The organism is Variovorax sp. WDL1 (assembly GCF_001541225.1).
GTDB lineage: Bacteria > Pseudomonadota > Gammaproteobacteria > Burkholderiales > Burkholderiaceae_C > Variovorax.
This window is the reverse complement of sequence record NZ_LMTS01000288.1, coordinates 35,349-56,992: the sequence shown is the minus strand read 5'-3', so window position 1 is coordinate 56,992 and position 21,644 is coordinate 35,349. Positions and strand designations below refer to the sequence as shown.

Genomic DNA, 21,644 nt, shown 5'->3' with positions numbered 1-21,644 from the left:
CCGCCGCGAACCGTTCGCGGCGGCAACACCACCCGAACCATTCTGACGATCATGACCCTTCAAGCAATCGAACTGTCTCCCGCCGAGTGCGACGAGCTCCTGGCATCTCTGTCCGGCTCCGCCCCTTCCGTCGCCGAATGGCGCGCGGTGGTGCAAAAGGCCTTCGCGAAGGGACTCGCGGCCGCGTCTCCCAAGGACAGCATGCCCGCGGTGCTCGTCGAGCCGCTGATCGATATCGCCGAGACCATCGCGCGCGAGCAGCTGGTTCCCGCCGGCGACTCGCGCGGGCGCTATGAGCAGTATGCGCAATGGGCGAAGGAGTTCCAGGAGAGCTTCTCTCGCCGGCTGGCAGCTGGGGAGGAGCCGCATTCCAGCTACTACGAAGACATCGAGGCGTTCACGCTGAAGAAAGTTGCGGTCAGCGGGTTTGTCTCGATGAAGCGGCCGGTGCCTGCGACTGCGGTCGAGCGCAGCGTCTTCCGGGAGTACGCCATGGCGGGGCAGAAGGAAGGCGAGCTCGAGGTCGATGCGAATGCGAAGGTGAACATCTCGCGAGACGATCCCGACCTGCCGCCCCAGGGTGCTTACATCGAGTGCTGGACTTACGTGAGCAACGACGAGATCTCGGGCTTCCTGACCAGGATGATGAAGGACGCGCAGCTCGATGCGGAGACGCTCGACGAAGCCGTGCACTTCGCTGCCGCGCGGAGCGTCTCGACTCGGCCGCGTGAGGAGGACATGGACCTGATCTCGATGAAGGCCTCGGACGTGAACAACGACGGCGTCGACACGCAGATCCAGTACCTGGTCGCACGCGTCGGGCCCGAGGCTGCCTTCCAGGCCGTCGAAGCCGCCATCTCTGCTGCGCAGGAGGAGAACGAACAACCCGCCCCGCGAGGCTGATCTTGGAGTACCGGCTCAACTGCGGCCAGTACGTGCTGCATGCCAAGCGGCCTTTGAGCGACGACCTGGAGCCAGTGCTTCGGCCGTTGGATCAGATCTCCCTGGCGATCGACACAGCCGAAGGCACCCTGCATAAGCACGGGGCGCCGGAGCGCGTCGCCGCCTGGTACGCCGATACCAGCAGGAAACTGCGCGAGGGCGGCTGCGGGGAATGGGCCGACAACTTGGTCGTGGTCACCGGGCGATTTCCGATCGATGAGGTGAACAAGTGCGTCGGCGCCATGTCCTATGCAGGCATCTTCTACAAGCGCCTGGTCGCCGGTGAGATCGAGGAGATGCCGTTCATCAGCCCGTCTGCCGAGGAGGCTGATGAGCGCGACCGTCCGGGCGGCGGGTAGGCTGCCGGCGTGGACTTCCGCCCGGCGCTCGGCACGTCGCAAACGCAATCGGAGTGGCGACCAAGGCGCCCGTCACTAGGAGCCGAAGCGACTGCGGACCCTCACGGGACTTTGCCTTTTGCGTTGCTGGACGTTGCCAAGGCAACGAAGGCCCTCGTCCAACGCGCCACTCAACTTTGCTGGTCTCGCAGGGAGGGAGCCAGGAGGGATTGCCTCGCGGGGGTAACGGAGTGACTCCGCATCAGAGGCGGGCGGCGCAGAATGCCGCCACAGCCGGAAACGGCCCAAGCGGACATCCGCGAACACACAAAGTCACTCGCGTCCAAGGATAGTCTAGTGGCCCATTGCAACCGCAGTCTTCTGCACCTCGCGCGTGTTCACCGCCCAACCCACGACGATGGCCGCGATCAGCAGCAACGCCGACCCGGCCATGAAGGCGGCAGAGTAGCCGGAGGCGAGAGCCTCGGCCGCCTGAGCGGCCGTGGCGTGGTCTGGGCCTGCCAGCCGGGTGGCCGCCTGTGGCATCTTCGCTCCAGCGACGGACGTTGAGATCGCCGTCATCGCGGCGATTCCCAAGGCCGAGCCGATCTGCTGCGCCATGTTGACTACTGCAGAAGCCACTCCCGCGCGCTCCTTGGGCACGCCATGGACCGCCGTGAGGGTGGTGGCGATGGCGGTGACGCCCAGGCCCGACGAGACCGCAAAGACACCGGGCATCACGTCCGCGAAATAGCTCGAGTCCATCGACAGCTGTGACAGCCACAGCATGCCCGCGGCGCCGATCAGCAGGCCGGGAACCGCGACAACTCGGGGGGCGAGTTTCTCCACGAGTTTGGAGCTCAGGCCAGCTCCGAAGACGATGCCGATGGCGAACGGGAGGGCAGCGATGCCTGCCCGGGCCGGGCCGAAGCCGAGCACCTGCTGCAGGTACAGCGTGAGCAGGTAATAGGTGCCCATCATCCCTGCCCCGAAGAGCAGCATCGCCCCGTAGGAACCGGCTCTGTTGCGCTCAGCGAGCAAGGTAAGCGGCAGCATGGGATCGGAACTGCGTGCCTGGATGGTCACGAACATGGCGAGCAGGACGGCCGCTGCCCCCAACCAAATCAGAGTGGTGGGGTCTGCCCAGCCGCCTTCGCCCGCGTGCGTGACGCCATAGGCCAAAGCCATCATCGCGCCTGTGCCGACAACTGCCCCGAACAGGCCAAGCTTGCCGCGGCCGCGTTCTCCTTCGAGCAGGGCGCGGCTGCCGAGGAGGACAGCGAGCCCAATCGGCGCATTGATAAAGAACACCCACCGCCAGCTCAGCATGCCCGTGAGCACGCCCCCGAGCAGTACGCCCGCAGTGATGCCCAGGGCCGACATGGCGCCGTAGACCGCCATCGCCGTGTTCCTGGCCGGGCCCGTTGGGAAGTTGGTGGCGATCAGCGCGAGTCCGTTGGGGGCCGCGAGGGCGGCGCCCACGCCTTGGAGCGCGCGCGCGGCAATGAGCGACTCCATATTCCAGGCGAAGCCGCCGGCGAGGGACGCGAGGGTGAAGAGGCACAGGCCGGAACGGAACGTCCTCAGTCTGCCAAACAAGTCGCCCACGCGCCCGCCAAGGAGGAGGAGTCCGCCAAAGGCGAGGACGTAGGCGTTGACCACCCACGGCAGAGCCGAGGAGGACACCTCGAACTGGCGCTGGATGCTGGGAAGAGCGATGTTGGCGATCGAATCGTCTAGCACCAGCATCAGCTGCGCCGCGGCGATGACGAGTAGAGCGAGGCCAGAGCCCGGTCGCGTTGTCGGATCCGTCGAATCTCTCATGGGAGTTCCTCTTGATGCTTCCAGGCTCCAATGTTCAACCTTGACACCATGGTAAGGATCAGAATGCTCTCATCCACATGAAAGGAGCCTCAGATGATCGAAATGAACATCCCGGCCATGAGCTGCGGCGGCTGCGCCCGTGGCATCCTCCGGGTCTGCGCGACGGTGGACCCCCAAGCGCGTGTTGAAACGGATCCGAAGAGCAAGCGCGTGACGGTCGAGTCCGCCGAGCCGCGCGAGAAGTTCGCCGCCGCGCTCTCCGCCGCCGGCTACCCGCCAGCGCCTTGAAGAGAAGCGCGTCGAAGTTCGGACGCGCCGTCGGTGGCAGCACCGCGAATTGCAGTTGGCAAGTACTGACGCCGCGCGAGGTCCGCCGGCGTGCATTGACGTCCGCTTTGAGCCCAAAGATCCTGGGCCGTGACCGGCTACAGTCGGCCCAGAAGCAGTCACGGGCGCAAAGCAGCCTTAGCTAGGGTGCCGATTGTCGGCAGGCTACGTGCCCTGGCCACTTTGTCCGGGAATCGAGGAGCGCTGAAGAGGACCACGGCCCGCTCCACGCGTAGTCAGACCTGGGTGATCGCTGTGTCCGTTGGCTCCAACGTCCTGTTCGATGCAGGGAGCCGTGGAGATGGGTAGTGTTCAGTCCGTGTTTATTAAAAGGGTGAGCGTAGGCGGAACTCATGAGACGTCATCCGTGGAGAAATCTGCAGGAGACGCAACCTCAAGGACCTCGACGTCTTCAGAGTGCTCCAGCTCCGCATGTGGATCCGGTGCCTGGAAGATGGCGTCACCGGCGCTGAGCTGAAACGTGCCACGGTCCTTGTAGTGGAACTTCAGCCATCCCTTCAGTACGTAAAGCAAACGGAAATCTGCATAGTGCACATGCCAGCTTGCTGTGACCGGAAGCCCTGCATGTGCGCGAACAACACGCGCCACGAACCGGCCTTCCGTCGCCTCACTAACTCCCAAGTCGCGGTATTCGAAGTAATCGCGCAGCCCCAGTGTCCTGAACTCGGCATCCTTGAGAAGGGAGACGATTGTCTCGGTTAGGGCCTTACCCTGGCCATGCAACCTCTTCACGCTTCCTTCCGCCTTGCGTGAACCGACGCGATCCAGCCAGCCAAGCAACATCCTGGCAACAAGTTCGGGCCTGTCGACGTTCGGAGAGTGCCGCCCTGAAATTGTTTGCACTTCCGCTTCCGGCAGAACTTCCTTGATCTTCGACGGCCATCCTGGTTGGCAAGTGGGATCCTGCTCCGGTTCGATCAGCATTAACGGGATTTCGCAGCCCTGCAGCGAACCGGGATACGCGTCCGCCTGCGCGGATTGCGCACTTTGCTCCCACGGGGCCTGCAACCGTGCAGCGGAAAGTGCAGCATAGTGGCCCGGCACTAGTGCGCTGGCATGCCGTTCCTTGATGTACGTTTCGGAGTCAAACCCTGGATATCCCGGTTCTGCGATCATCGATACCAGCCTGGCGATCGAGTCCACGGAGCCATCGAAGTCAGCCAACTTGCCCATCGCTTCGGGGACCCGCCAAGGTCCTCCAGTCCCAGCGATGCTGCATGCGCTCGCAACCGGCCAGGGGCATGGCTTTGCGGCCAACGCTCTCATCAGCAAAGTGCCTCCGAACGACGTGCCGACGAAATGGGCGCTTGAGCAACCCACCGCAGCACAGAAGTCGGCTACGTGCTTCATTCGGAATGCGACCGGAGATTTATCGAAAAAGTACGCCTTCTCAGTTCCGCCGAAACCTAGCAGGTCTGGCACGAGGAGGCGATAACCGGCCTCGAGCAGGATGGGCGCAACGCCACCCCACGTCGTCTCAGCGCGAGCGCCCCAGCCGCCGTCGTGCAAGAGAACTACCGGAACGCCATCGACGCTTCCTCCTTCGAGGTAGCGGGTTTTGAAGCCGCCGGCGGTAATGTACTTTTCAGTCAATTGATGTTGGTTCATAGGTTTCGTCATTGAAGTGGTGGAGGGAATCCAGGGTACGCAACAGGTCCGGCAGGATCCTTTGCACCTGGTTGGCGATGAAAGGAATGGCAACCGGGTCACCGAAGGCGCCAGCGGTGGGCGGGCCGATCACGCGAAGTGTTGGTTGCGGCACACCGCGCGAATCGAACGCCTCGCACTGCTCGGATACGTCGAACCCAATCCCTGTGGGATGAAGCCGCAGCAGTCCTTGCTCTAGCAGCGAGCGCAGCAGGGCGTTTCTTCGCCAGGCTGATCCCGCATCCAAGCCCGTGCAGTTGACGACGAAGTCGAATTGATGCCACTTGCTTTGTCCTCCGGATCCTTCCGAGAGCAGCACGTTCACATGGCTGGGTGACGCCTCAACACCGAGAAGCGCCGCCGCTGCATAGCGTACGTCGCCTCCTCGTTCCGCAGTCGCCACCAGTTCTTCGTTCATCGGGGGCGTGCGAAACCGGTGCACGTCATAGAAGACGCGCAGCCTATTGAGGAACTTGAGCTTCTCGCGCGTCGACAGTCGGGGCCAGAGCTTCCACACGACGTCCCGAACCGAGTCGAACGCCGCAAACCAGGTTTTGCCTTCGGCCACGTCGCGCCTGATTTGCTTGCGCAGTGCTCGAGTCCAGGCGGCAATCGTTGCAGGTTCGCCTTCAATGAAAGGGGGGATTGCTGTACCCAGTTCTACCGGCTTCGGCGGAAGCCTCAGGCTCTCAGGCGATTGAGAGCTCGGCCGATAACCTCGACGCGAGACCACCAGGATCCCCCCCATGTGCTGGCGGCGGACAAACGTGGACGCGATGTCCAATGCGGTCAACCCACTTCCGACGACCAGCACACGAGCCGACTTCGGGATGTGGTCGAGGCAACCGGGCTCTAGGGGATTTCCAATGATGCGTGGATTGACCTCATGTGCGGGGCTGAAGGGCGTTCGCAAGGCTGGCACCGGATTGCCCGTGGCGATGACCAGCATCTCGCCGTCGATGATCCCGCCCTTGGCGCATTGCACCTGATAGACGCCCCGATCGAGTGCAACGGACGTCGCTGTGTCACGAACGTGGCGGATCGAGGAGCCCGCTGGTGCAGCTCTGGAGGCGCCATCGATCGTGTCGGTTAAATACTTGCCTAGATCCGACCGCCGCAGGAATACTAGCCCATTGCTGGTCATGCATGCAGGATCTGCTTCGAGAATGCCGCGCTCCTCAAACCAATGACGCAGTTCAAGAGGCCTATTGGGATCGATCCAGTGAACGTCGAGCGGCGCATTGAGGCGATAGTCGCTGTCCGTCGCCGAGTAGGCTAAGCCGCAGCCGACGTTCGCACGCGACTCGACGATGACGATTTCTACCGAAAGGCGCGCGCAGCGCAGGAGTTGGACCACAAGGGATGCCGCGCTAAAGCCTCCGCCGACGACTATCAGCCGTGGCCGCCTGGAGCTGCTTGGCTGGCAATGCTGTTCCGTCACGTATTGCGTCCTAGTCCACGGCCTTGAATCCGGACGCTAGCACCACCGATTTCCAGCGCTCGGTCTCCTTCTGCGTGAAGGCAGTTAGATCGGAGGTACCCATCGACTCCGCATTTACCAGCATGCGGGCAAAGCCGCCCTTCGAGTTGTCGACCGATGCTGCAAGCTGCGTGCGAAGCGTTGCCACGTGGCTGTCTGAGACTGTGGCTGGTACAAAAACGCCGAACAACTCGCGGGCAGCGAGTTGCCCCATCTTGTACTCACCGATCGCGGGAATGTCCGGCAACAACGGGGACCGGCGTTCGGAAAACACGGTAAGCACCCGCAAGCGTCCTGCCTTGTGGTACTCGAACGCGTTCGGCAGCGGATCGATGATGGCCGGGATCTGGCCGCCAATCAGGTCTTGCAGCAGCGGCGCTCCCCCCTTGTACGCGACCGCCGAAAACGGCACGCCAGTTGCACCAGCGAGGAGGTCTCCAATGAACTGGGGCGTGGATCCTGCAGCGGGGATTCCGTACTGGTTTCGCTTCTCGTCTTCGCGGCACCACTGGATGAACTCGGGAAGGGTCTTCACGCTATTGGGGACGGACGGGCCTACGGTGAGCGCGTAGTCGAAAGATGCAACTGCGGCAACGGGCTTGAAATCCTTCAGTGGGTCATACGACAAGTTGCGGTAGACGTGGGGATAAAGCGTGAACGTAAAGAGCGGGGTCAGCAGCAAGGTGGAACCGTCTGCATCGGCTCGCTTCACAAACTCCGCGGCAATCCGTCCTCCAGCACCTGTTTTGTTTTCGACGATCGTTCCGGCCGGATAGGCGCCCTTCATCCCGTCAGCGATCAGCCGGGCGACGTTGTCAGTAAGGACACCCGCCGGGAAGCCGATGACTAACCGGAGCGGTTTGGTTCCCTGCGCGAGCAGCGGTGCGGCGAAGGCTGCGAGCGTGGTCGCAACGCTTGTTTGGGCAAGGAATTCTCTGCGAGAGGACATGCTGTTTCTCCTGATTTGCGGTCGGTGTCGCCGGTGCAGGAAATTTACTGTACCGAACGTTCGGGACGAACCGGGATTTACCCGTACCGAACGTTCGGTCATAATCCCTGCATGAAAGAGATGCGAGAACGGCGAAGCCGAGCTGAGGTGGTGCGAGACCTGCGTGAGGTCTTTCGCAGATTTGGCTATGAGGGTGCAACCTTGACCCGCATCGCTGAGCAGACCGGCCTGGGCCGAGCAAGCCTCTATCACCACTTCCCGAACGGAAAGGATGAGATGCTGCATGCGGTATTCGAGCAAACCGAATATGCCTTCGACGAGCAGATCTTGAGTCGCTTGCGCGGGGATCTGCCGCCCCAGGAACGCTTGCGTGACGTTCTTGAGCACCTGTGGGAACACTACAAGGGCGGAAGCACCACTTGCTTTGTTGCGCTCTTGGCCCTGACGTGCAACGAGGGAGAGTTGGGCCCCGGAATCCAGAGGATCTTCCAGAAATGGGTCGCTGCCTTCGCGGGAGTTATCGAGGAGAGTGGGGTTGGGGTCGAGGAGGCTCAACTCCGCGCCGAGGATGCGGTGTTACGCATTCAGGGGGCCCTCGTTCTCACCCGCGCGTTGAATGACCCGGGGCCGTTCGAACGCGTCATGATGATGTTGAGCGAAACCCTCCTCGCACGAGAACGGAGTGAGCCCGTATCTCGAGCGGCAGCCCCGCGCCTGCTGTCTAAGCGCTCAACTGTGGCGCACGCAAGGCAATGACCTTTTTTGGCCCTTCGCCAGGACATCGGTGAAACCAGAACGGAACCTGATCGGCGCGCGTGGTGCCAGGCTACCAGCTTCGACGTGAGGGGGGCAGAAGTTCGTTCTATATCGAGCTAAAAGCAACGACCGCTGTGAGCGCGGAGCAGAACTCCGAACGACCTGATGCTGGCATCTGACGTGTACTACTGTCGCTGCCGTGCTGAGCTTTCGGGAAAAGCCTATGTTGGCTATGGGCCAAAACCGGGCTTACAGCGGACGTCATGATTGCTGGAAAGCGGTCGTCCACTGGCGTTCCGCAGCCACAGGTCATTAGGTGATTTCCGCCATGCGCGGCGTTTCGTCCGAAACTGCGCTGTCCGCCTCTCGGGCCGCGGCGAACCGCTCGATATCCGGCAGCCTCAGGCCGTATGCGGCCCCGACGAAGGGGTTGCCGAGGCAGGCGCCCACGAGCTCTGTGACGCGATCGATGAACCCTGACGTATCGGAGGGATCGACGCTCGACGGGGCGGTGATGGCGCCATTCTCCAACACCACGGCGCGAATGACCTGGCGCAGCTGGTTGTCGTAGCGCAGGTCGATCTCGTCCGGATCGCGCGCCGCCTGGGTGATCGTGAAGCTCTCGAAGGACCGATGGCAGGCCTGCACATACACCTCGGCCAGGATCCGGGGATCGCGTTGCTCGTAGACCGCGGCCAGGCCTACCTCCATGTCGTCCTTGTTGACGTCCAGCCAGCTGATCGGAAGGATGCCGTTGCGCAGGAGCGGGACGTTGGTGCACAGGCGCGCGACGCGCTTGTTGCAGTCGTGGAAGGGCTGCAAGTAGGGCAGGTGAACCAGCAGGAACAGGGATTGCTCGTACGGGTTCTTGATCTCGGAAGCTTTCTGCACGACCTGGCTGAAGAGCCGCTTGATCTCGTCGGGGATGACCGGAGGGATGTAGCTGCTCGAGCCGATCTTCACCGCCGTGTTGCGCATCGCTCCCTGATGCATCGGGTTGGTGAGCAAGCCACTCGACAGAATCGCGTGGATGCTGCGGATGTCATGCTCATTGATGCCCACGTCCCCTTCGCGTGTCGGCTGGTGGATGCCTTCGATGATGAACTTGGCCGCCTGGAAATGATTCATGAGCACCTTCCGGTCGACCGGCGCCATGTTGCTGATGGGCGTGTCCTCTTCGAAAAAGCTCTTCGTGGCGAGGTGCCCGTAGTCGACACCTTCCAGGCGACTCGAAGCGTAGGAGAGGTCGCTCATGAAACGGCGCATGTCCCGGTCCTGACGCTCTCCGCGTTCCAGGGTGCCAGGCGCGCATGCCAGCTGGAGGCCTTCCAGCTCGGCGGAGCGGAGATACCGGGTCTCGTTGGGGACGTAGCCGTCCAGCAGGCCGCGGTCGTAGGCGACATGGGGCCGCGACTGCGAATCGCTGGAGAGATGCATGTGCAGCGCGGCCCTGCGCAGAGCATCCGTGGGAATGTAGAAGGCGCTGCGCCGGCTGCCGGCGTCGATCAGCTGCACGAGGCCTTCCTGGCTCAACTGCTTGAGCCGGCGCCACACGGCGGTACGCTCGAGCCCGACATCCGCGTCCTGAACCGTCGAGCACTTTTCCATCAGCTCGCCGATGGAGATGCCGTCGTTGGCGCCGGCCATGCCGATGTGGTACGCCAGCTCCCGCTTGTGCAGGTCGGTGATGTGCTTCAGATCCATGTGCATTTCGTGGTCGCCTTCCTTCGTCCGTGAAAGGGACATGCTACGAAAACACACTTCTTCTGCGTGCGATTATTTCGAGCATTGTTGCGCCGAGCAACAATGAGCGCAACAATGTGGCGGGCCGGCCTCCTACCTGGCGCTGAAACATTCTGTTCGATACGGGCGTGTGTCGAGATAATCCGTCCGTATAGCTACAATTCTGCGAACGAATAGAAAATGATCATGCCGCCGATTCAGTCTTACTGCCAAACCATTCTCTGCCTGGACTTCGACGGCGTTCTGCACCGGGCCTCCGATGCGATCCATGTCGCGAGCGGCCCCACGAGCGGTCCGCTCCTTGCGGTGCAGATGAAGGCCCAGGGCCGCCTCATTTGGCTGGGCCACCTGGTCGACGTGCTGGTCGACCGGCCCGACGTGGCGATCCTCGTGCACTCGACCTGGCGCAGGAAGTTTGACCAGGCAACGTTGGCGCATCTGCTGGGCGAGCTGAGCGATCGCGTCATCCAGCCGCCAGGCTACTTCGTGGACCTGGGCGCCCCTGCGCCTGAGTTCATTCGGCAATCGCTGGATTGGGTCAATGAGTCCCGTCGCGAAGCCCACTTGGCAGAACTGACGCTGGACGAGATCGTGGTGATCGACGACCGGCCGGAATTCTTCGCCAGCGACGAGGGCGTGGCCGCCCGGCTTCTCCTTTCGGACCCGAATCAGGGCTTGTCGGTCCCTCAAACGCGCGGCCGACTGGCTGCCATGCTGGATGCGGCCCGAAGTGAGCGTGTGGCGCCCGAGCACGGCGCCGGGCCGACCTCGAAGTTCTGAGGGCGGCGCTCCCAGTGGCGATCTCCGCGGTCTCCGATGGCGCGCTCGCGCCGCGGCCTTCCGTGATTCAGCCGGTTCAGGCTGTGGAAGCCGCGGCATCACCTGCGGTCATGCGAATCATCTTCGGCTTCGACGATCCACTGCTCCAGCGCGGCCAGCAGGTGCCGGTGGCCTGGTCCGAGGCGGACGCCGTCAACGGGCACATGCTTCTGGCCGGCAAGTCCGGCAGCGGGAAGACGTTCACTCTTCGCCGGATCGTTCGCCAGATCACCCGCGCCCAGCGCAACATTCGCGTGCATCTGATGGATGTGCACGGGGACCTCGAGCTGGACGACTCCTCCACCGTCATCTTCTCCGAGTCGACGCCATATGGCATCAACCCACTGAAGATCTCGTCCAACCCGCACTACGGTGGCGTGCGAAAGCGAATCCAGGCTTTCATCGAGATGGTGAACGACTCCAGCCGCACGCCGATGGGCGACCGGCAGGGGGCCTCGCTGCGAAACCTGCTGCAGGACCTCTACGCAATGCACGGCTTTCGCGCTGACGATGCGTCGACCTGGCACGAAGAGCACGGCGATCTCCCGCCGGGCGAAGGCCGCATTTACCTCGACATCCCGTTCGAGGCGAAGGACAGCGCGAAGGAAGCCGCCCGCGCCGCCGGTCTCACGCTGCAGTTCGATCGCGAAGCGCGTTGCTGGTGGACAGATCGGCACGAGGGGCCTCTTGAACGCTACTCGCAGAAGCGGTTCGGCAAGCACTATCCCTCGCTCGCAGAGGCGGCCGCGTTCGCCAAGACACGTCTGCGAAACCTGACCGTCGGTGGCGGAACCAAGTCGACGCGCCTTCTGGAAGAGCACAACAAGCGCGTTGTGTCATGGCAGGCGAAGGCGCGGAAGTTCGGCGCCGGCCTGGGCAATGGCGAGGATGTGGAAGAGGCGCGTCGCGAGGTCGAGCAGGGCGTGGATGGCGTGATCGAGTCATTCAGCGAGTACGTGGCCGGCATCGCCACCGGCAAGGAACTCGATGCGCTCATACGGTTCGACACAATGGAGACCGTCCGCTCGATCGTGAATCGGCTTGAGACCATCGTGGCCAGCGGAATCTATCGCAGCGCCGAGCCTCCCTTCGATGAGGCAGCGCCGGTGTGGCGCTACAACCTCACGGCGCTATCCGGTACCGAGCAGAAGATGTTTGTCTGGACCCGGCTCACCGAGATCTTCGAGCATGCGCGCGAACGCGGAATTGTGAAGGGCGCTGCCGAGCTGCGGGACGTGATCGTGGTCGACGAAGCCCACCAATTCTTCGCCGACAAGGACACCAATATTCTCGACAGGTTGGCCAAGGAGGCTCGCAAATTCGGGGTGGCCCTGATCGCTGCGAGCCAAAGCCCGACGCACTTCTCCGAGGACTTCCTGGCCAACTGCGGCACCAAGATCCTGCTGGGCCTGGACTCGCTCTACTTCGATGGCACCGTGCGGAAGATGCGCATCGACAAGGAAGTGCTGAACGCGGTCGTTCCCGGCAAGGTGGCGGCCATTCAGACTTCGGTGCGCGGCGAGCAGGCACCGCAGTTCAAGCTGGTTCGCGTCTCGGGGTAGTTCCGGGCGGGCGGCCGTATTGTTGCGGGCTGTGTTGCGCAGCGAAACAATGAGCGCAACAAAGAGGGCCCACACCGCTGGAGATTGTTTCGCTGTTTGTTGCGCGGAGCAGCAATAAACGCAACAAAGAGCCCAACGGGGGCGTGATCTCTTCGGCAATGCCGCCTTTGGCGACGATGACGGAGGCCCGCTTCATCCAGGCGGCGCCGGTTCGCGAACTCCGTCTTGTTGCGGACTTTGTTGCGCAGCGAAACAATGAGCGCAACAACGAGGGTCCGCTACGGGGCCTCGCGCTGGCCTGCCATCTCGCGCGTGCGCTGCTCGTGGAAGGCGGCGACGCGGCCCAGCACCGACGCTGCGCTCTCCTTCCAATCGTTGACCGAGCCATTGAAGGCGGCTCGCGCGCGATCTGGTGATGGGACCACGATCGCGCGCTCCGGCGCTGCGGCGCGTGCTTCGCGTGCTGCACCTTCCAGGATGAATCGGTCCAGGTCCTGCGTCGAGGAGACGGTTCGGGGCGCTGCCGCCTCGGTGGACCGGCGAACCGGTGCCGCTCGGTCGGGCTTGCTGTGGGTCGGGGCGGCAGCGGCCACTTTCATGGCCTCTCGCAACGACGGCTTGGTCGCCGCGGCCTTCGCGGGCGCCTCGGTCGCTGCCGGGGCCTGAGCCGCCGTATTCGTCGGTGCCCGCGCTGCGGCCGCCACAGGTGAGGGCGCTGGCGCTGCTGCCTTCACGGCCGGTGCGGGTGTCGGCGCAATGACCGTGGCCACGAGCGCCGTCGGGACCGAGTTGGTCTGCGCCATCTGTTCGACAGGTGCGTTGGACTGGGCCGCCGGCTCCTGGAACTTGCGACCCGTCAGCGCCATCACGGCGTCGACTCGCTCTCTCGCCAGCGGATCGGCACGCGTCGCGGCGTGGGCAGCCACGGCGATCGGCTGTCCGAGCTTCTGGGCCTGCGCCAGGTGCTGCTGGTGCGTGCGGTGCGCGACGTCGTAGAGCGCGGCACCGTAGGACATGTTGGCCGCATGGTTCTGCACGGCTTCGAATGACCTGGTCTCCTGTTCGTCGAGCGGCGCGCCCGCGAAGATCTTCTCCCGCAGGTTGCTGCTGACGTTGTAGGTGGCGGAGACAGCGACCATGCCCAGGCGGGGGTAGCGCTTCATGTTTGCCTGGCCTTCGGAGAGGAACTCGGCAGCCTTCTTGGCGCCGCGCACCGGGTCCACGTCGGTGGCGCCGGCGTGCTGCTGGTCGATCTGGAACAGGCCGTAGCTGGCCTTGGCCCCGCTCCTGAAAACTTCATCGATCGACTTGCCCTTGTTGAGCAGCTCGACACCTTTGCGATCGAACCCGACCTGCACGACGCCGCGGCTTTCCGTGTAGTAGGCACCTGCGATGAGGCGTGGCTCGACGCGGATGCGCCGTTCCTTGTAGAGCTCGGCCGAGGCCTGGTCGGCCAGGCGCGCCACGTCCCATGGATGCAAGGTCCAGTGCGTCTCGTTCTGCTTCGTGCCGTTGTTGAACACGCGGGTAGCGATCGGTGCGAACTGACCATAGGCGAGCACGGCGGTCTGCTCGGCCGATGGCATCTCCACCTTCGCGTCTGTGGGCAGCGGTACCGCGCGGGCCATCTCGGCCGCGGCTCGCGTGTCCGAAGGAACCGGTCTGCTCAGGATCTCAACGCGGACCCGGTCGGTCTCGTGCATGACGGGCGCCGCGTGGACCGTGGTGGTCGCGCTGGTTTGTGCGGCAGTGGCCGCAAAGGCCGCGGGTGCGACCTGCTTCGCTTGGTGGCCGCGCGCCTGCATGTCTCCGATCACGTCCGCAATCTTGTGGGCACCCGGGCCCATCATGGCGGCCGTCGCCGCGACCCCGGAGGCGAACAAGGCTGCGGCCTTGAAGAGCTTGGAGCTCTTGCCACGGACCTCGACATCTGCGGCCGGCGCCGGCGTCAGTTCTCCTGCATTCACGAGCATCAACCCTTCATGCGCTCGGTGGACACGGGAGCGCCGGTGTCCTCGTCCAGTTCGGCGAAGACCAGGCCTTCGTCGGAGAGGAGCTGCTCGATCACTGCAGGGGCGAGCGGCTCGGCATCCGATCCCAGTTCCTCGGTGGTGCCGTCCTGGCCGGTGACGGTCAGGTGGGTGGCGTGCACCTCGACCTTGCTGAAGGGGAGCCGGCCCGCACGGGGCAGGGCGCCGATGGCGAACTGGGCAGCCTCGCCTTCGCCCAGGCGAACGATAGCGATCTCAGGGGATTCGGGTTGGGTCATGGGGCCTCGCATTGGTAAAGCACCCCCCCTCGCGGGCGGGAGCGATCGGGCGATGCTAGGCGGGAACGCGAGATTCGCGGGAGATGTTTTTGAGGTTGCCCCAGCGCTTCACGTTGAGGACTCCCGCGGTCGAATGGACGTCGACTTCGCGACACTTTGCTACAGGCGAGCGATCGGGCTGCCGGTGGTGGGACGGGGACCTACGCGATGCGTGCAAGAATTCTGGAAGCCAGCGCATGGCGGCAGTGAACGCAACAAGGAAGGAAGAGGAACTGTGGGCTTCATCAAGAAACTCTTGAGCTCGGCTGGAGAAAAAGCGGCCATCGGCGACGCGGAGAAGGTCCTTGCCGTCGTGCGATCGCTGGGGCCACGCGAGCTTGGTGACCTTAGGGCGGCAGCGACGATGGCGCTGGCCTTTATGGCAATCGATGGGAAGAGCGAGGGAGATCCTACATTCGCGACGGCCCTCAAGCATATGCAGTCTCGGCAAAATGTCCCCTCCGCTGTCTCCGGCCGAATCTCGATGCTGAGCATGCGCATGCAGCACCTGCAGAAGCAGGCAAACGCTTCAACCAGCCCCCTCAATCAGCGCATTGCGAGCGGCATGCCGATTTGGATCATGTCCTTGCGCGCGCTAACCTGCGTTGCCGTGCTGCCGCATGCGCGGCAAATGTGGGCCTTGTTGGAGCTTGGTGATGCATCGACGGCGTCCGATATCTTGGATGCCGCTACGGCACAGCTGACGGGGCATCCACTTACGGACGCAATCTCGGCGCTGCGGGATCTCGGCACACCAGAGATTTTCGTGCCCGTCTGAGGATCTAGTCGAAGGCACCTACGTTTTCGTTGCCCGACGTCATCGGCGCGGGAACCGAATAGCAGGGGCGGCGATGCGATCAGCTACCACGCTGCCAAACGTCAAGAACTCGGCCGGCAGATGGCAGTTCGCGGGAGCGTCTTCGAACATCGGTGCGATCTCGGCGTGCTTGTAGCCGGCCAGCCCGCAGCCGATGGGCGTCACCTCAAACTGAATGTCCGGCCTGCTCGCTGCAAAGGCGAGAAAGCGGTCGACGCCGGCTCGGATCTGCTCCAGCGGAAGCGTGAAGAGCGAACGATCGGGCCGCTGGCCTTTCGTGGGGATTGCGTAGGCATTGCCTTGCAGGCCTTCGCCTTGGCCGTGTATTGCGCCGTGCTGTTGGCGCGCGAAGAGGGCAGCACCCTTTCCGTGCCTGCCCGCCGTGTTGCTGCCGAAGACGAAGACCGGCACGTTATGGCTGCGCCGGAAGTGGCTTGGCTTGGAGATGGACGACGCGACCGCCCGCCGAGCCCAAATTGAACAATGAAACTGGCGTGAGCTCGCCGTACTTCAGGACGAGGTTCCCGAGTGATGCCTCGTTCATGCGCGTTACTGGCAACTCGACCCGTGATCCTTGCACCGTTTCTTGGCGCATCGCGACAAGGTCAAGAAGCTCTGCCGACACGGAAACAACTACTCGATCGTCCAAAACGGCAGTCGGCGTGATGAGGAGCGAGAGTCCTTCGTACAGGGTCTCTTTCTCTTCGACCGCTCGACCTTGGGCGTCCCATCTCGCCCGCGCAACGAACTGACGAGCCTTGCCGCCAATCCTTGTATTTTGTCCAAGTGAAGCTGCGGTCGTCTCCGTCGCGGTTGCCCGGCCGGGCGTCAAGACGGAAAGCGTGAGCTCAACCTGGCGGGGTGGGTTGTCAGCCGCGAGGACGGCAAGAGGAAGGGCGATACAGATCGCGCTGAGAAAGAGTTTGCTGAGTTTCAAGATGGGACGTTCCCCGGGGTTCGCGAGCGACATTGCTCTGTTCTCAATAGGTGGCGTCTCTTGGCGATTTCTTCAATTCGCGCGGCCTGAATGACCCTCAAGACCGCCAGCTCCGCACCCGCCCCGAATCGGTGTGGGTGAATGATTTCCCCACGTAGACGCCGACGCCGCCGGCGCCGAGCCACTGGGCGAAGCGACCGAACTGCTCGATGGGTACGCCGGGGATCCGGGCATCTACTGCTCCGCCGCGCATGTGCCAGCTGTCGCGTGCCGAGCCTTCGGTGATGGCGTTGGTGATGGGGTGCCTGAAGGCGCTCGTCCAATCGATCGGCCTGGCCATGTTGAACCACCCGAGCCAGCTCGTGATGGCGTAGTGCACGTCGAAGATGATCGGGTTCATCATGGTCCACTGGGAAACCTGCTCCCTGGTGAACCGTCCCGAATCGAGCGCCTTGCGAATGTGAGGACTGTTCTCGCGGATGAGGCGTTCGAGCGTCGTGTCCCGCGCGAACCAGCACAGGCGCTCGTACTCGCTCTGGACAAGCTGGCCGTTGCGCCAGTACGTGCTCTTGATGACCTCGCCAGTGGAAGTGCGCCGGACCCAGACGGTTCTATCGCGCGTCCAGAACTCGTCGCGTTGAGCCGCTGAGGGGAGGGCGCCTGCGGCGGCGGCGATCGCCTGGGCGTGTGCGACGCCGGGCTCCTGCAGCAGGAGGATGGTCCCGAGGCCCAGGCCGCCAAGACCACGAAGGGCCGCTCGGCGGGTCATCGGTTCAGGTAGACCCGAAGAGGCCGCCCCTTCCAGTTGAACGTACGGGTCAGGCGACAGCATCGACTTGGTACCCCTGCAGCGCTTCGTCCGCGACTTTGGCGGATGGCTCGGGTGAGTGGACTAGAGCGGCGAGCTCGGCCTGGTCGGACGCTTCGCGCAAGGAAGGGCGGGGAATGCGTGTGCGCTTCTTCCGGGAATTCATGTTAAAGCGGCGTTGCTCGAATAATTAATGCGATGCTATTATCTCCGCAACAATACCAAGCCGCAAACGTGGTTGGAGTCGCGAACGCAGCATCAGAGCTTGTTCGCACCGATTCTGGGGAAAAAGCATTGAAGACGGACACACCTGAGGGTCGCCCCTCAGCTACGGGGATCGCACGCACCGGTCGGGCGAGCGTGCCATCGCGCGGGCAGGCCGTAACGTCGGTCGACTGGACGCGGGCGCTGCTTCGCGCGGACGTGATCGAGCTGCCAGGCTTCGCCGGGCCTGTGATCTCCGCAAAGGGCGTTCCCTGGATCCGTTTCGGGACCGAATCAGCCGACACGGCGGCTCTCAACGCAAATTCGATCGCCTCCCGGATTCGCATGCGCACGGTGGTGGTGCTGGCCGTCGCTTGCACGATCGCGGCGTTCGCGTTCGGCTCGCTCCTGCAGATCCACCTCGGGTCATCGGCCGTCGAACAGCGACGGACCGCGACGCTGCCCGCGTGGAAGGTCGTTCAGGTCGAAGCGGACGGGGTCACGATCGCCCTGAAGGACGCAGCCGGCCGGCCCTTGCGCGTGCAGCTCGGCAAGGCCCTACCCAATGGGGAGCTCCTTCTCCAGACCGATCCAGGTCGCCGGATCTACCGGACGTCCTCCGCAAGCGTTCTCGTGCGCGAAGACGCGAACTAAATCATCACCCCGTCATGAATCCAGCACCCCTCAGCGCCCATGCATCCGCTCACCCGGATGCGGAGCAAGCCGTCTCAACGTTGCGCCTGTCCATCGAGGAGCACGCGATCGGCATGGTGATCCCCCCGAAGGCCGTGTTCGACGGGCACCTGAAGCTCGACTGTGGCGTGGTCATCTATGGGACGTTCCGTGGAACGCTGGAATGCGCGAAGGGCACTGTGATCATCGCCCCCGGCTCTCACTTCAGCGGGCGCCTGACAGCCGAGCGGATCGCAGTTGCCGGCAAGGTGGGCGATCCTGCCAAGGCGGCCAAGGACAGCGCGCTGCTCATCGCGAGTGAGGACCTGCAGATCGGTGACGGCGCGGACATCCATGCGGTCATCCGTGCGCCCCTGTTCAACATCCCGATGGGCGCGAAGCTGAATTCCAGCGTCATCAAGTCGATGCTGGGCACCGGGGCAGGCTGATGGCGACGAATACTCCAGGGGCGATGAGCGTCGTCAACCGCGTTCGGTTCACGGCTTGGGCGTGGCTCGCCTCGGCGTTCCTCTTGGGCGCGACGGCCGGAGGCTCGGCTGCCGGCGTTCCGCTCTGGAAGCAGCTGCAAGCCGCAAAGGACGACGCCGCTCGGCTGCAGCAGGTCGAGGCGCTGACCCGGGCGGTTGCGCCTGGGCGGGATGTCGATGCGCTCGTTTCGCTGGAGGAGCCTCCGCGGGCAACTGAACCGCGGCCAAAAGACGAGGCAAGGCAGCTGCCAGCGGTTACAGACCCTTCGCCGGTCGTCCCACAGGCGCTCCCAGCTGCGCCGGTCGCGAAGGTCCAGCCCACAACCGCAGACGATGCCGCCCTCGCGGCGAATGCAGCGCGTGCGGCCGAGCAGGCAGCGGCCGAGCGGAAGGCCGCTGATGCGCGCAAGGCTGCAGCCGAGGAGGCGGAACGGAAGTCCAAGGCAGAGCGGGCGAAGCTCGAGCATGAGCAGAAGCTTGCCAGGGCGGCACAGGAAGCGCAGCAGCGAAGGGAGCGCGAACAGGCCGAAGCACGAGCTGCGGCGGCGCGTGCCAAGCCGCCGGTCGACTCGCCCGAACGCCGAGACCCCGTGGTGCAGGTGGCCGCACCTGTACCGGTTGCTGGAACCAACGGGCCGACTGAGCGTGTGACAAAGGAAGAGGCCGGCCTGGCCGAGGTGCTCGCCGGCGGAGTGACCTTCAAGAGCGGGAGGCGGGTTGCCATCGGCGACAGCTTCCCCAGCGGCGAGAAGCTCATCAGCGTCGATCCGCGCATTGGCGAGATCATTACCAGCAAGAGGCGAATCGTGCTCAAGCAATAGCTTGGGGCCCTCGCCCGATCCCGACGGTCCTCTTCACGACTCGACGCTGGGGACGCACGAAAGCAACACCAAAACCACATCATTCCGCGATGTGATTAGCTTCGTGCGCTACTATCGCCACAAACGTAACAAACGCAAGAAGCAAGTAGCACGCAATGGCAGGCGAACAAGTCGTATGGATAGCGGAGAAGCCTTCGGCGGCCAAGGATCTGGTCGCGGGCATGAAGCTCGCCTACGGCGTCTCCTGCACGAACGAGGCAACGGCTTCGCGTGATGGCTATTTCGTCATCAGCAACGGCCACGTGGTGCTGCCCTTGGCCGGGCACTTGCTCACCACGGCGCGGGTTTCCGAGTACCTGTCCCCTGAGATGGCCAAGCTCGAGGAAGAGCGGGCGTTCGACCGGTACAAGGATTTCCTGCCTGTCCTTCCCCCCAAGCTGATCACCCACCCGCGCACCGACGAGAAGAAGGGCGCCAAGGGGAAGTCGGCTGGCGCCGGGAAGCCATTCGGGCCCTACATCGTGGCCAAGAAGTTCCTGCGCCGCGGCATCAAGGTCATGAACGCGGGCGACACGGACCGAGAAGGCCAGCTCATCGTGGACGAGCTCCTCGAGCACTTCGGGATCGACCCGGCAGGCCCGAACGTCTTCCGCGTCGAGCTGGTGTCCAACCGGGCTGAGGACATCGCCGAGACCCTCAAGAAGCCTTTCGACCGCAATGGCGCCCCCAAGTGGGCGAACCGCGGCGAGGCGGCGCGGGTGCGCCAGTACCTGGACTGGGTCTGGGGCCTGAACCCCTCGATGGCCTATCAGGCGCTCCTGCGCAAGTCGAACGTCGGCGTCGGCCGGGTGCAGACCCCCGTGTTGGAGATGGTGGACGCTCGGCGCCGCGCCATCGAGAACTTCAAGCCGACGGACTACTTCATTCCCGTGATCACCCTTCGCGATGGCACGGTCATGCGCTGGCACAAGCGGGAAGAGGCTGCCGGCACGCCCGGCTTCGACCTGGAAGGCCGGATCATCGACGAGCAGGTGGCCAAGCAGATCGTCCGCGCGATCACCGGAGGCCTGAAGGGCACCTGCGTGCAGGCGACTGCGAAAGAGCACAGCGAGAAGCCTCCGCTGCCGTTCTCTCTCGGAGCGCTCCAGGCCGAGGCGGCCCGCCAGCATGGCATGACCCTGGACGAGGTGACCGATGCAGCTCAGAACCTCTACAAGTCGAAGGCGATCTCATACGTTGGTACCGACTGCCGGTTCCTGCCCGAATCCATGCACGCCGACGCTCGCAAGGTGATGGGCCAGCTGGCGAAGCTCTTCCCCGGCCAGGCCCAGGGCGCGCACATGGAGATCAAGGGTGCCGCCTTCAACGACGCGAAGCTCGACGAGCACTTCGCGATCGTCCCGGTGGGCCTGCCGAACAGCAATGCCAACCGGAACGAGCAGGCGGTCTTCCGCACGATCGCCAAACGGTTCATGGCCCAGTTCTACCCGGACTACGTCTACAAGCAGCATTCGCTGATCGGGCGGTTCGGCCAGGACGAGTTCCGGGCAAGCCAGAAGCAGGAGATCCGCAGGGGCTGGAAGGAAGTCGAAGCTGACGGCGAGTCGAGCGCAGAGGCGGAAGCTGGCGCAACCGGCGACGGCGAAGTGCGAGGCGAAGTGCAAAGGATTCGATGAGCGACCCCACTGACAAGTTCGCCGGTTACCAGACTGGCGCCGTGATGTACGCGGTGAGCGCGAAGATTGAATCGAAGCGCACGAGCCCGCCGAACCCGTACACGGAAGACGAGCTGATGGACGACATGTTGTCGGCCCACAAGTTCGGGCGCAACGACCGGGAGCGCGAGATGCTCAAGCGCGTGCAGGGCATCGGCACATCGCGCACGCGCGGCACGATCATCACGAACCACCTGGACCGCGACCTGATCCGCCGTGTGAAGAAGGGCAAGAAGCACCAGCTTCACATCACCGACTTCGGCTCGCATCTGCTGAGCCAGTTGCCGGACTCGCTCAAGAGCGTCTCGATGACCGCGCTGTGGGAGCTTGCACTCGCCGACGTCGCAGAGGGACGGGCGAATTCCGAGCTTCTAAAACAAAAGATATCGGAAATGGTGAAAAGGTTGCTCGCCGAAGCGTTCGCCTCGCGTGGCGTTTTGCCAACAGATGGCGCTCGCAGATGACT

22 protein-coding genes are annotated in these 21,644 nt (G+C 63.7%); 12 read left to right on the top strand and 10 right to left on the bottom strand.

Translation table 11 applies throughout. The features are described from left to right. Nucleotides 1–51: 51 nt before the first annotated feature. Together APY03_RS35100 and APY03_RS35095 are read left to right on the top strand one after the other, a co-directional pair. Complete coding sequence (locus tag APY03_RS35100) at nt 52–903, top strand: hypothetical protein (RefSeq protein ID WP_068684704.1); 852 nt, start codon at nt 52–54, stop codon at nt 901–903. A gap of 2 nt (nt 904–905) precedes the next feature. Continuing rightward, nucleotides 906–1,301, top strand: coding sequence for a hypothetical protein (locus APY03_RS35095; protein ID WP_068684702.1), 396 nt, complete (start codon nt 906–908; stop codon nt 1,299–1,301). Between the two features lie 333 nt (nt 1,302–1,634). On the opposite strand, the gene APY03_RS35090 is transcribed toward APY03_RS35095, so the two are convergent. Then, nucleotides 1,635–3,104, bottom strand: a complete 1,470-nt coding sequence (locus APY03_RS35090) for an MFS transporter (protein WP_068684700.1) — start codon at nt 3,102–3,104, stop codon at nt 1,635–1,637. Nucleotides 3,105–3,197: 93 nt separating this feature from the next. On the opposite strand from APY03_RS35090, the gene APY03_RS35085 reads away from it, so the two are divergent. Then, entirely contained in the window at nt 3,198–3,392 is a 195-nt protein-coding gene (locus tag APY03_RS35085; RefSeq protein ID WP_068684698.1) for a heavy-metal-associated domain-containing protein, read from the top strand. Between the two features lie 390 nt (nt 3,393–3,782). Here the strand turns inward: APY03_RS35085 and APY03_RS35080 are convergent, their stop codons facing one another. From APY03_RS35080 to APY03_RS35070, 3 genes are read right to left on the bottom strand one after another with little or no spacing between them, the layout of a single operon-like run. Then, on the bottom strand, nt 3,783–5,060 hold the full coding sequence (locus tag APY03_RS35080; RefSeq protein ID WP_162487237.1) for an alpha/beta fold hydrolase: 1,278 nt from the start codon (nt 5,058–5,060) through the stop codon (nt 3,783–3,785). Further along, entirely contained in the window at nt 5,038–6,540 is a 1,503-nt protein-coding gene (locus APY03_RS40915; protein ID WP_083944780.1) for an FAD/NAD(P)-binding protein, read from the bottom strand. The genes APY03_RS35080 and APY03_RS40915 overlap by 23 nt, the downstream gene beginning before the upstream one ends. 10 nt (nt 6,541–6,550) lie before the next feature. Continuing rightward, nucleotides 6,551–7,528 (bottom strand): tripartite tricarboxylate transporter substrate-binding protein, encoded by a 978-nt coding sequence (locus APY03_RS35070; RefSeq protein WP_068684692.1) that lies wholly within the window; start codon nt 7,526–7,528, stop codon nt 6,551–6,553. Nucleotides 7,529–7,639: 111 nt separating this feature from the next. On the opposite strand from APY03_RS35070, the gene APY03_RS35065 reads away from it, so the two are divergent. Next, complete coding sequence (locus APY03_RS35065) at nt 7,640–8,284, top strand: TetR/AcrR family transcriptional regulator (RefSeq protein WP_083944778.1); 645 nt, start codon at nt 7,640–7,642, stop codon at nt 8,282–8,284. A gap of 312 nt (nt 8,285–8,596) precedes the next feature. On the opposite strand, the gene APY03_RS35060 is transcribed toward APY03_RS35065, so the two are convergent. Next, a complete protein-coding gene (locus APY03_RS35060; protein ID WP_162487238.1) occupies nt 8,597–9,988 on the bottom strand; it encodes a Fic family protein in 1,392 nt (463 codons plus the stop codon). 225 nt (nt 9,989–10,213) lie between these two features. Between APY03_RS35060 and APY03_RS35055 the strand changes: the two genes are divergently transcribed. Both APY03_RS35055 and APY03_RS35050 read left to right on the top strand, forming a co-directional pair. Then, nucleotides 10,214–10,807, top strand: a complete 594-nt coding sequence (locus APY03_RS35055) for an HAD domain-containing protein (protein WP_146039645.1) — start codon at nt 10,214–10,216, stop codon at nt 10,805–10,807. A gap of 110 nt (nt 10,808–10,917) precedes the next feature. After that, on the top strand, nt 10,918–12,408 hold the full coding sequence (locus tag APY03_RS35050; RefSeq protein ID WP_068684755.1) for a helicase HerA domain-containing protein: 1,491 nt from the start codon (nt 10,918–10,920) through the stop codon (nt 12,406–12,408). Between the two features lie 278 nt (nt 12,409–12,686). On the opposite strand, the gene APY03_RS35045 is transcribed toward APY03_RS35050, so the two are convergent. Then, a complete protein-coding gene (locus APY03_RS35045; RefSeq protein WP_068684683.1) occupies nt 12,687–14,381 on the bottom strand; it encodes a hypothetical protein in 1,695 nt (564 codons plus the stop codon). Then, entirely contained in the window at nt 14,381–14,677 is a 297-nt protein-coding gene (locus APY03_RS35040) for a hypothetical protein (RefSeq protein WP_068684681.1), read from the bottom strand. Before APY03_RS35040 ends, APY03_RS35045 begins: the two co-directional genes overlap by 1 nt. A 274-nt stretch (nt 14,678–14,951) precedes the next feature. Between APY03_RS35040 and APY03_RS35035 the strand changes: the two genes are divergently transcribed. Then, nucleotides 14,952–15,494, top strand: a complete 543-nt coding sequence (locus tag APY03_RS35035; RefSeq protein ID WP_068684678.1) for a hypothetical protein — start codon at nt 14,952–14,954, stop codon at nt 15,492–15,494. Between the two features lie 39 nt (nt 15,495–15,533). Here the strand turns inward: APY03_RS35035 and APY03_RS35030 are convergent, their stop codons facing one another. From APY03_RS35030 to APY03_RS35020, 3 genes are all read right to left on the bottom strand, one after another. Further along, entirely contained in the window at nt 15,534–15,944 is a 411-nt protein-coding gene (locus APY03_RS35030; RefSeq protein ID WP_068684676.1) for an A1S_2505 family phage non-structural protein, read from the bottom strand. A gap of 1 nt (nt 15,945) precedes the next feature. Next, the gene (locus APY03_RS35025) at nt 15,946–16,470 is read right to left on the bottom strand and encodes a hypothetical protein (RefSeq protein WP_146039643.1); all 525 of its coding nucleotides are present in this window, start codon (nt 16,468–16,470) and stop codon (nt 15,946–15,948) included. 97 nt (nt 16,471–16,567) lie between these two features. Further along, nucleotides 16,568–17,239 (bottom strand): YcbK family protein, encoded by a 672-nt coding sequence (locus APY03_RS35020; protein ID WP_068684673.1) that lies wholly within the window; start codon nt 17,237–17,239, stop codon nt 16,568–16,570. Nucleotides 17,240–17,572: 333 nt separating this feature from the next. Between APY03_RS35020 and APY03_RS35015 the strand changes: the two genes are divergently transcribed. From APY03_RS35015 to APY03_RS45430, 5 genes are all read left to right on the top strand, one after another. After that, nucleotides 17,573–18,136 (top strand): hypothetical protein, encoded by a 564-nt coding sequence (locus APY03_RS35015; protein WP_146039642.1) that lies wholly within the window; start codon nt 17,573–17,575, stop codon nt 18,134–18,136. Between the two features lie 14 nt (nt 18,137–18,150). Further along, entirely contained in the window at nt 18,151–18,603 is a 453-nt protein-coding gene (locus tag APY03_RS35010; protein WP_083944774.1) for a bactofilin family protein, read from the top strand. 23 nt (nt 18,604–18,626) lie between these two features. Continuing rightward, entirely contained in the window at nt 18,627–19,463 is an 837-nt protein-coding gene (locus APY03_RS35005; RefSeq protein ID WP_068684667.1) for a hypothetical protein, read from the top strand. Nucleotides 19,464–19,618: 155 nt separating this feature from the next. After that, entirely contained in the window at nt 19,619–21,139 is a 1,521-nt protein-coding gene (locus APY03_RS35000) for a DNA topoisomerase (RefSeq protein ID WP_068684666.1), read from the top strand. Continuing rightward, complete coding sequence (locus APY03_RS45430; RefSeq protein WP_068684664.1) at nt 21,136–21,642, top strand: DNA topoisomerase; 507 nt, start codon at nt 21,136–21,138, stop codon at nt 21,640–21,642. Before APY03_RS35000 ends, APY03_RS45430 begins: the two co-directional genes overlap by 4 nt. Nucleotides 21,643–21,644 lie beyond the last annotated feature (2 nt).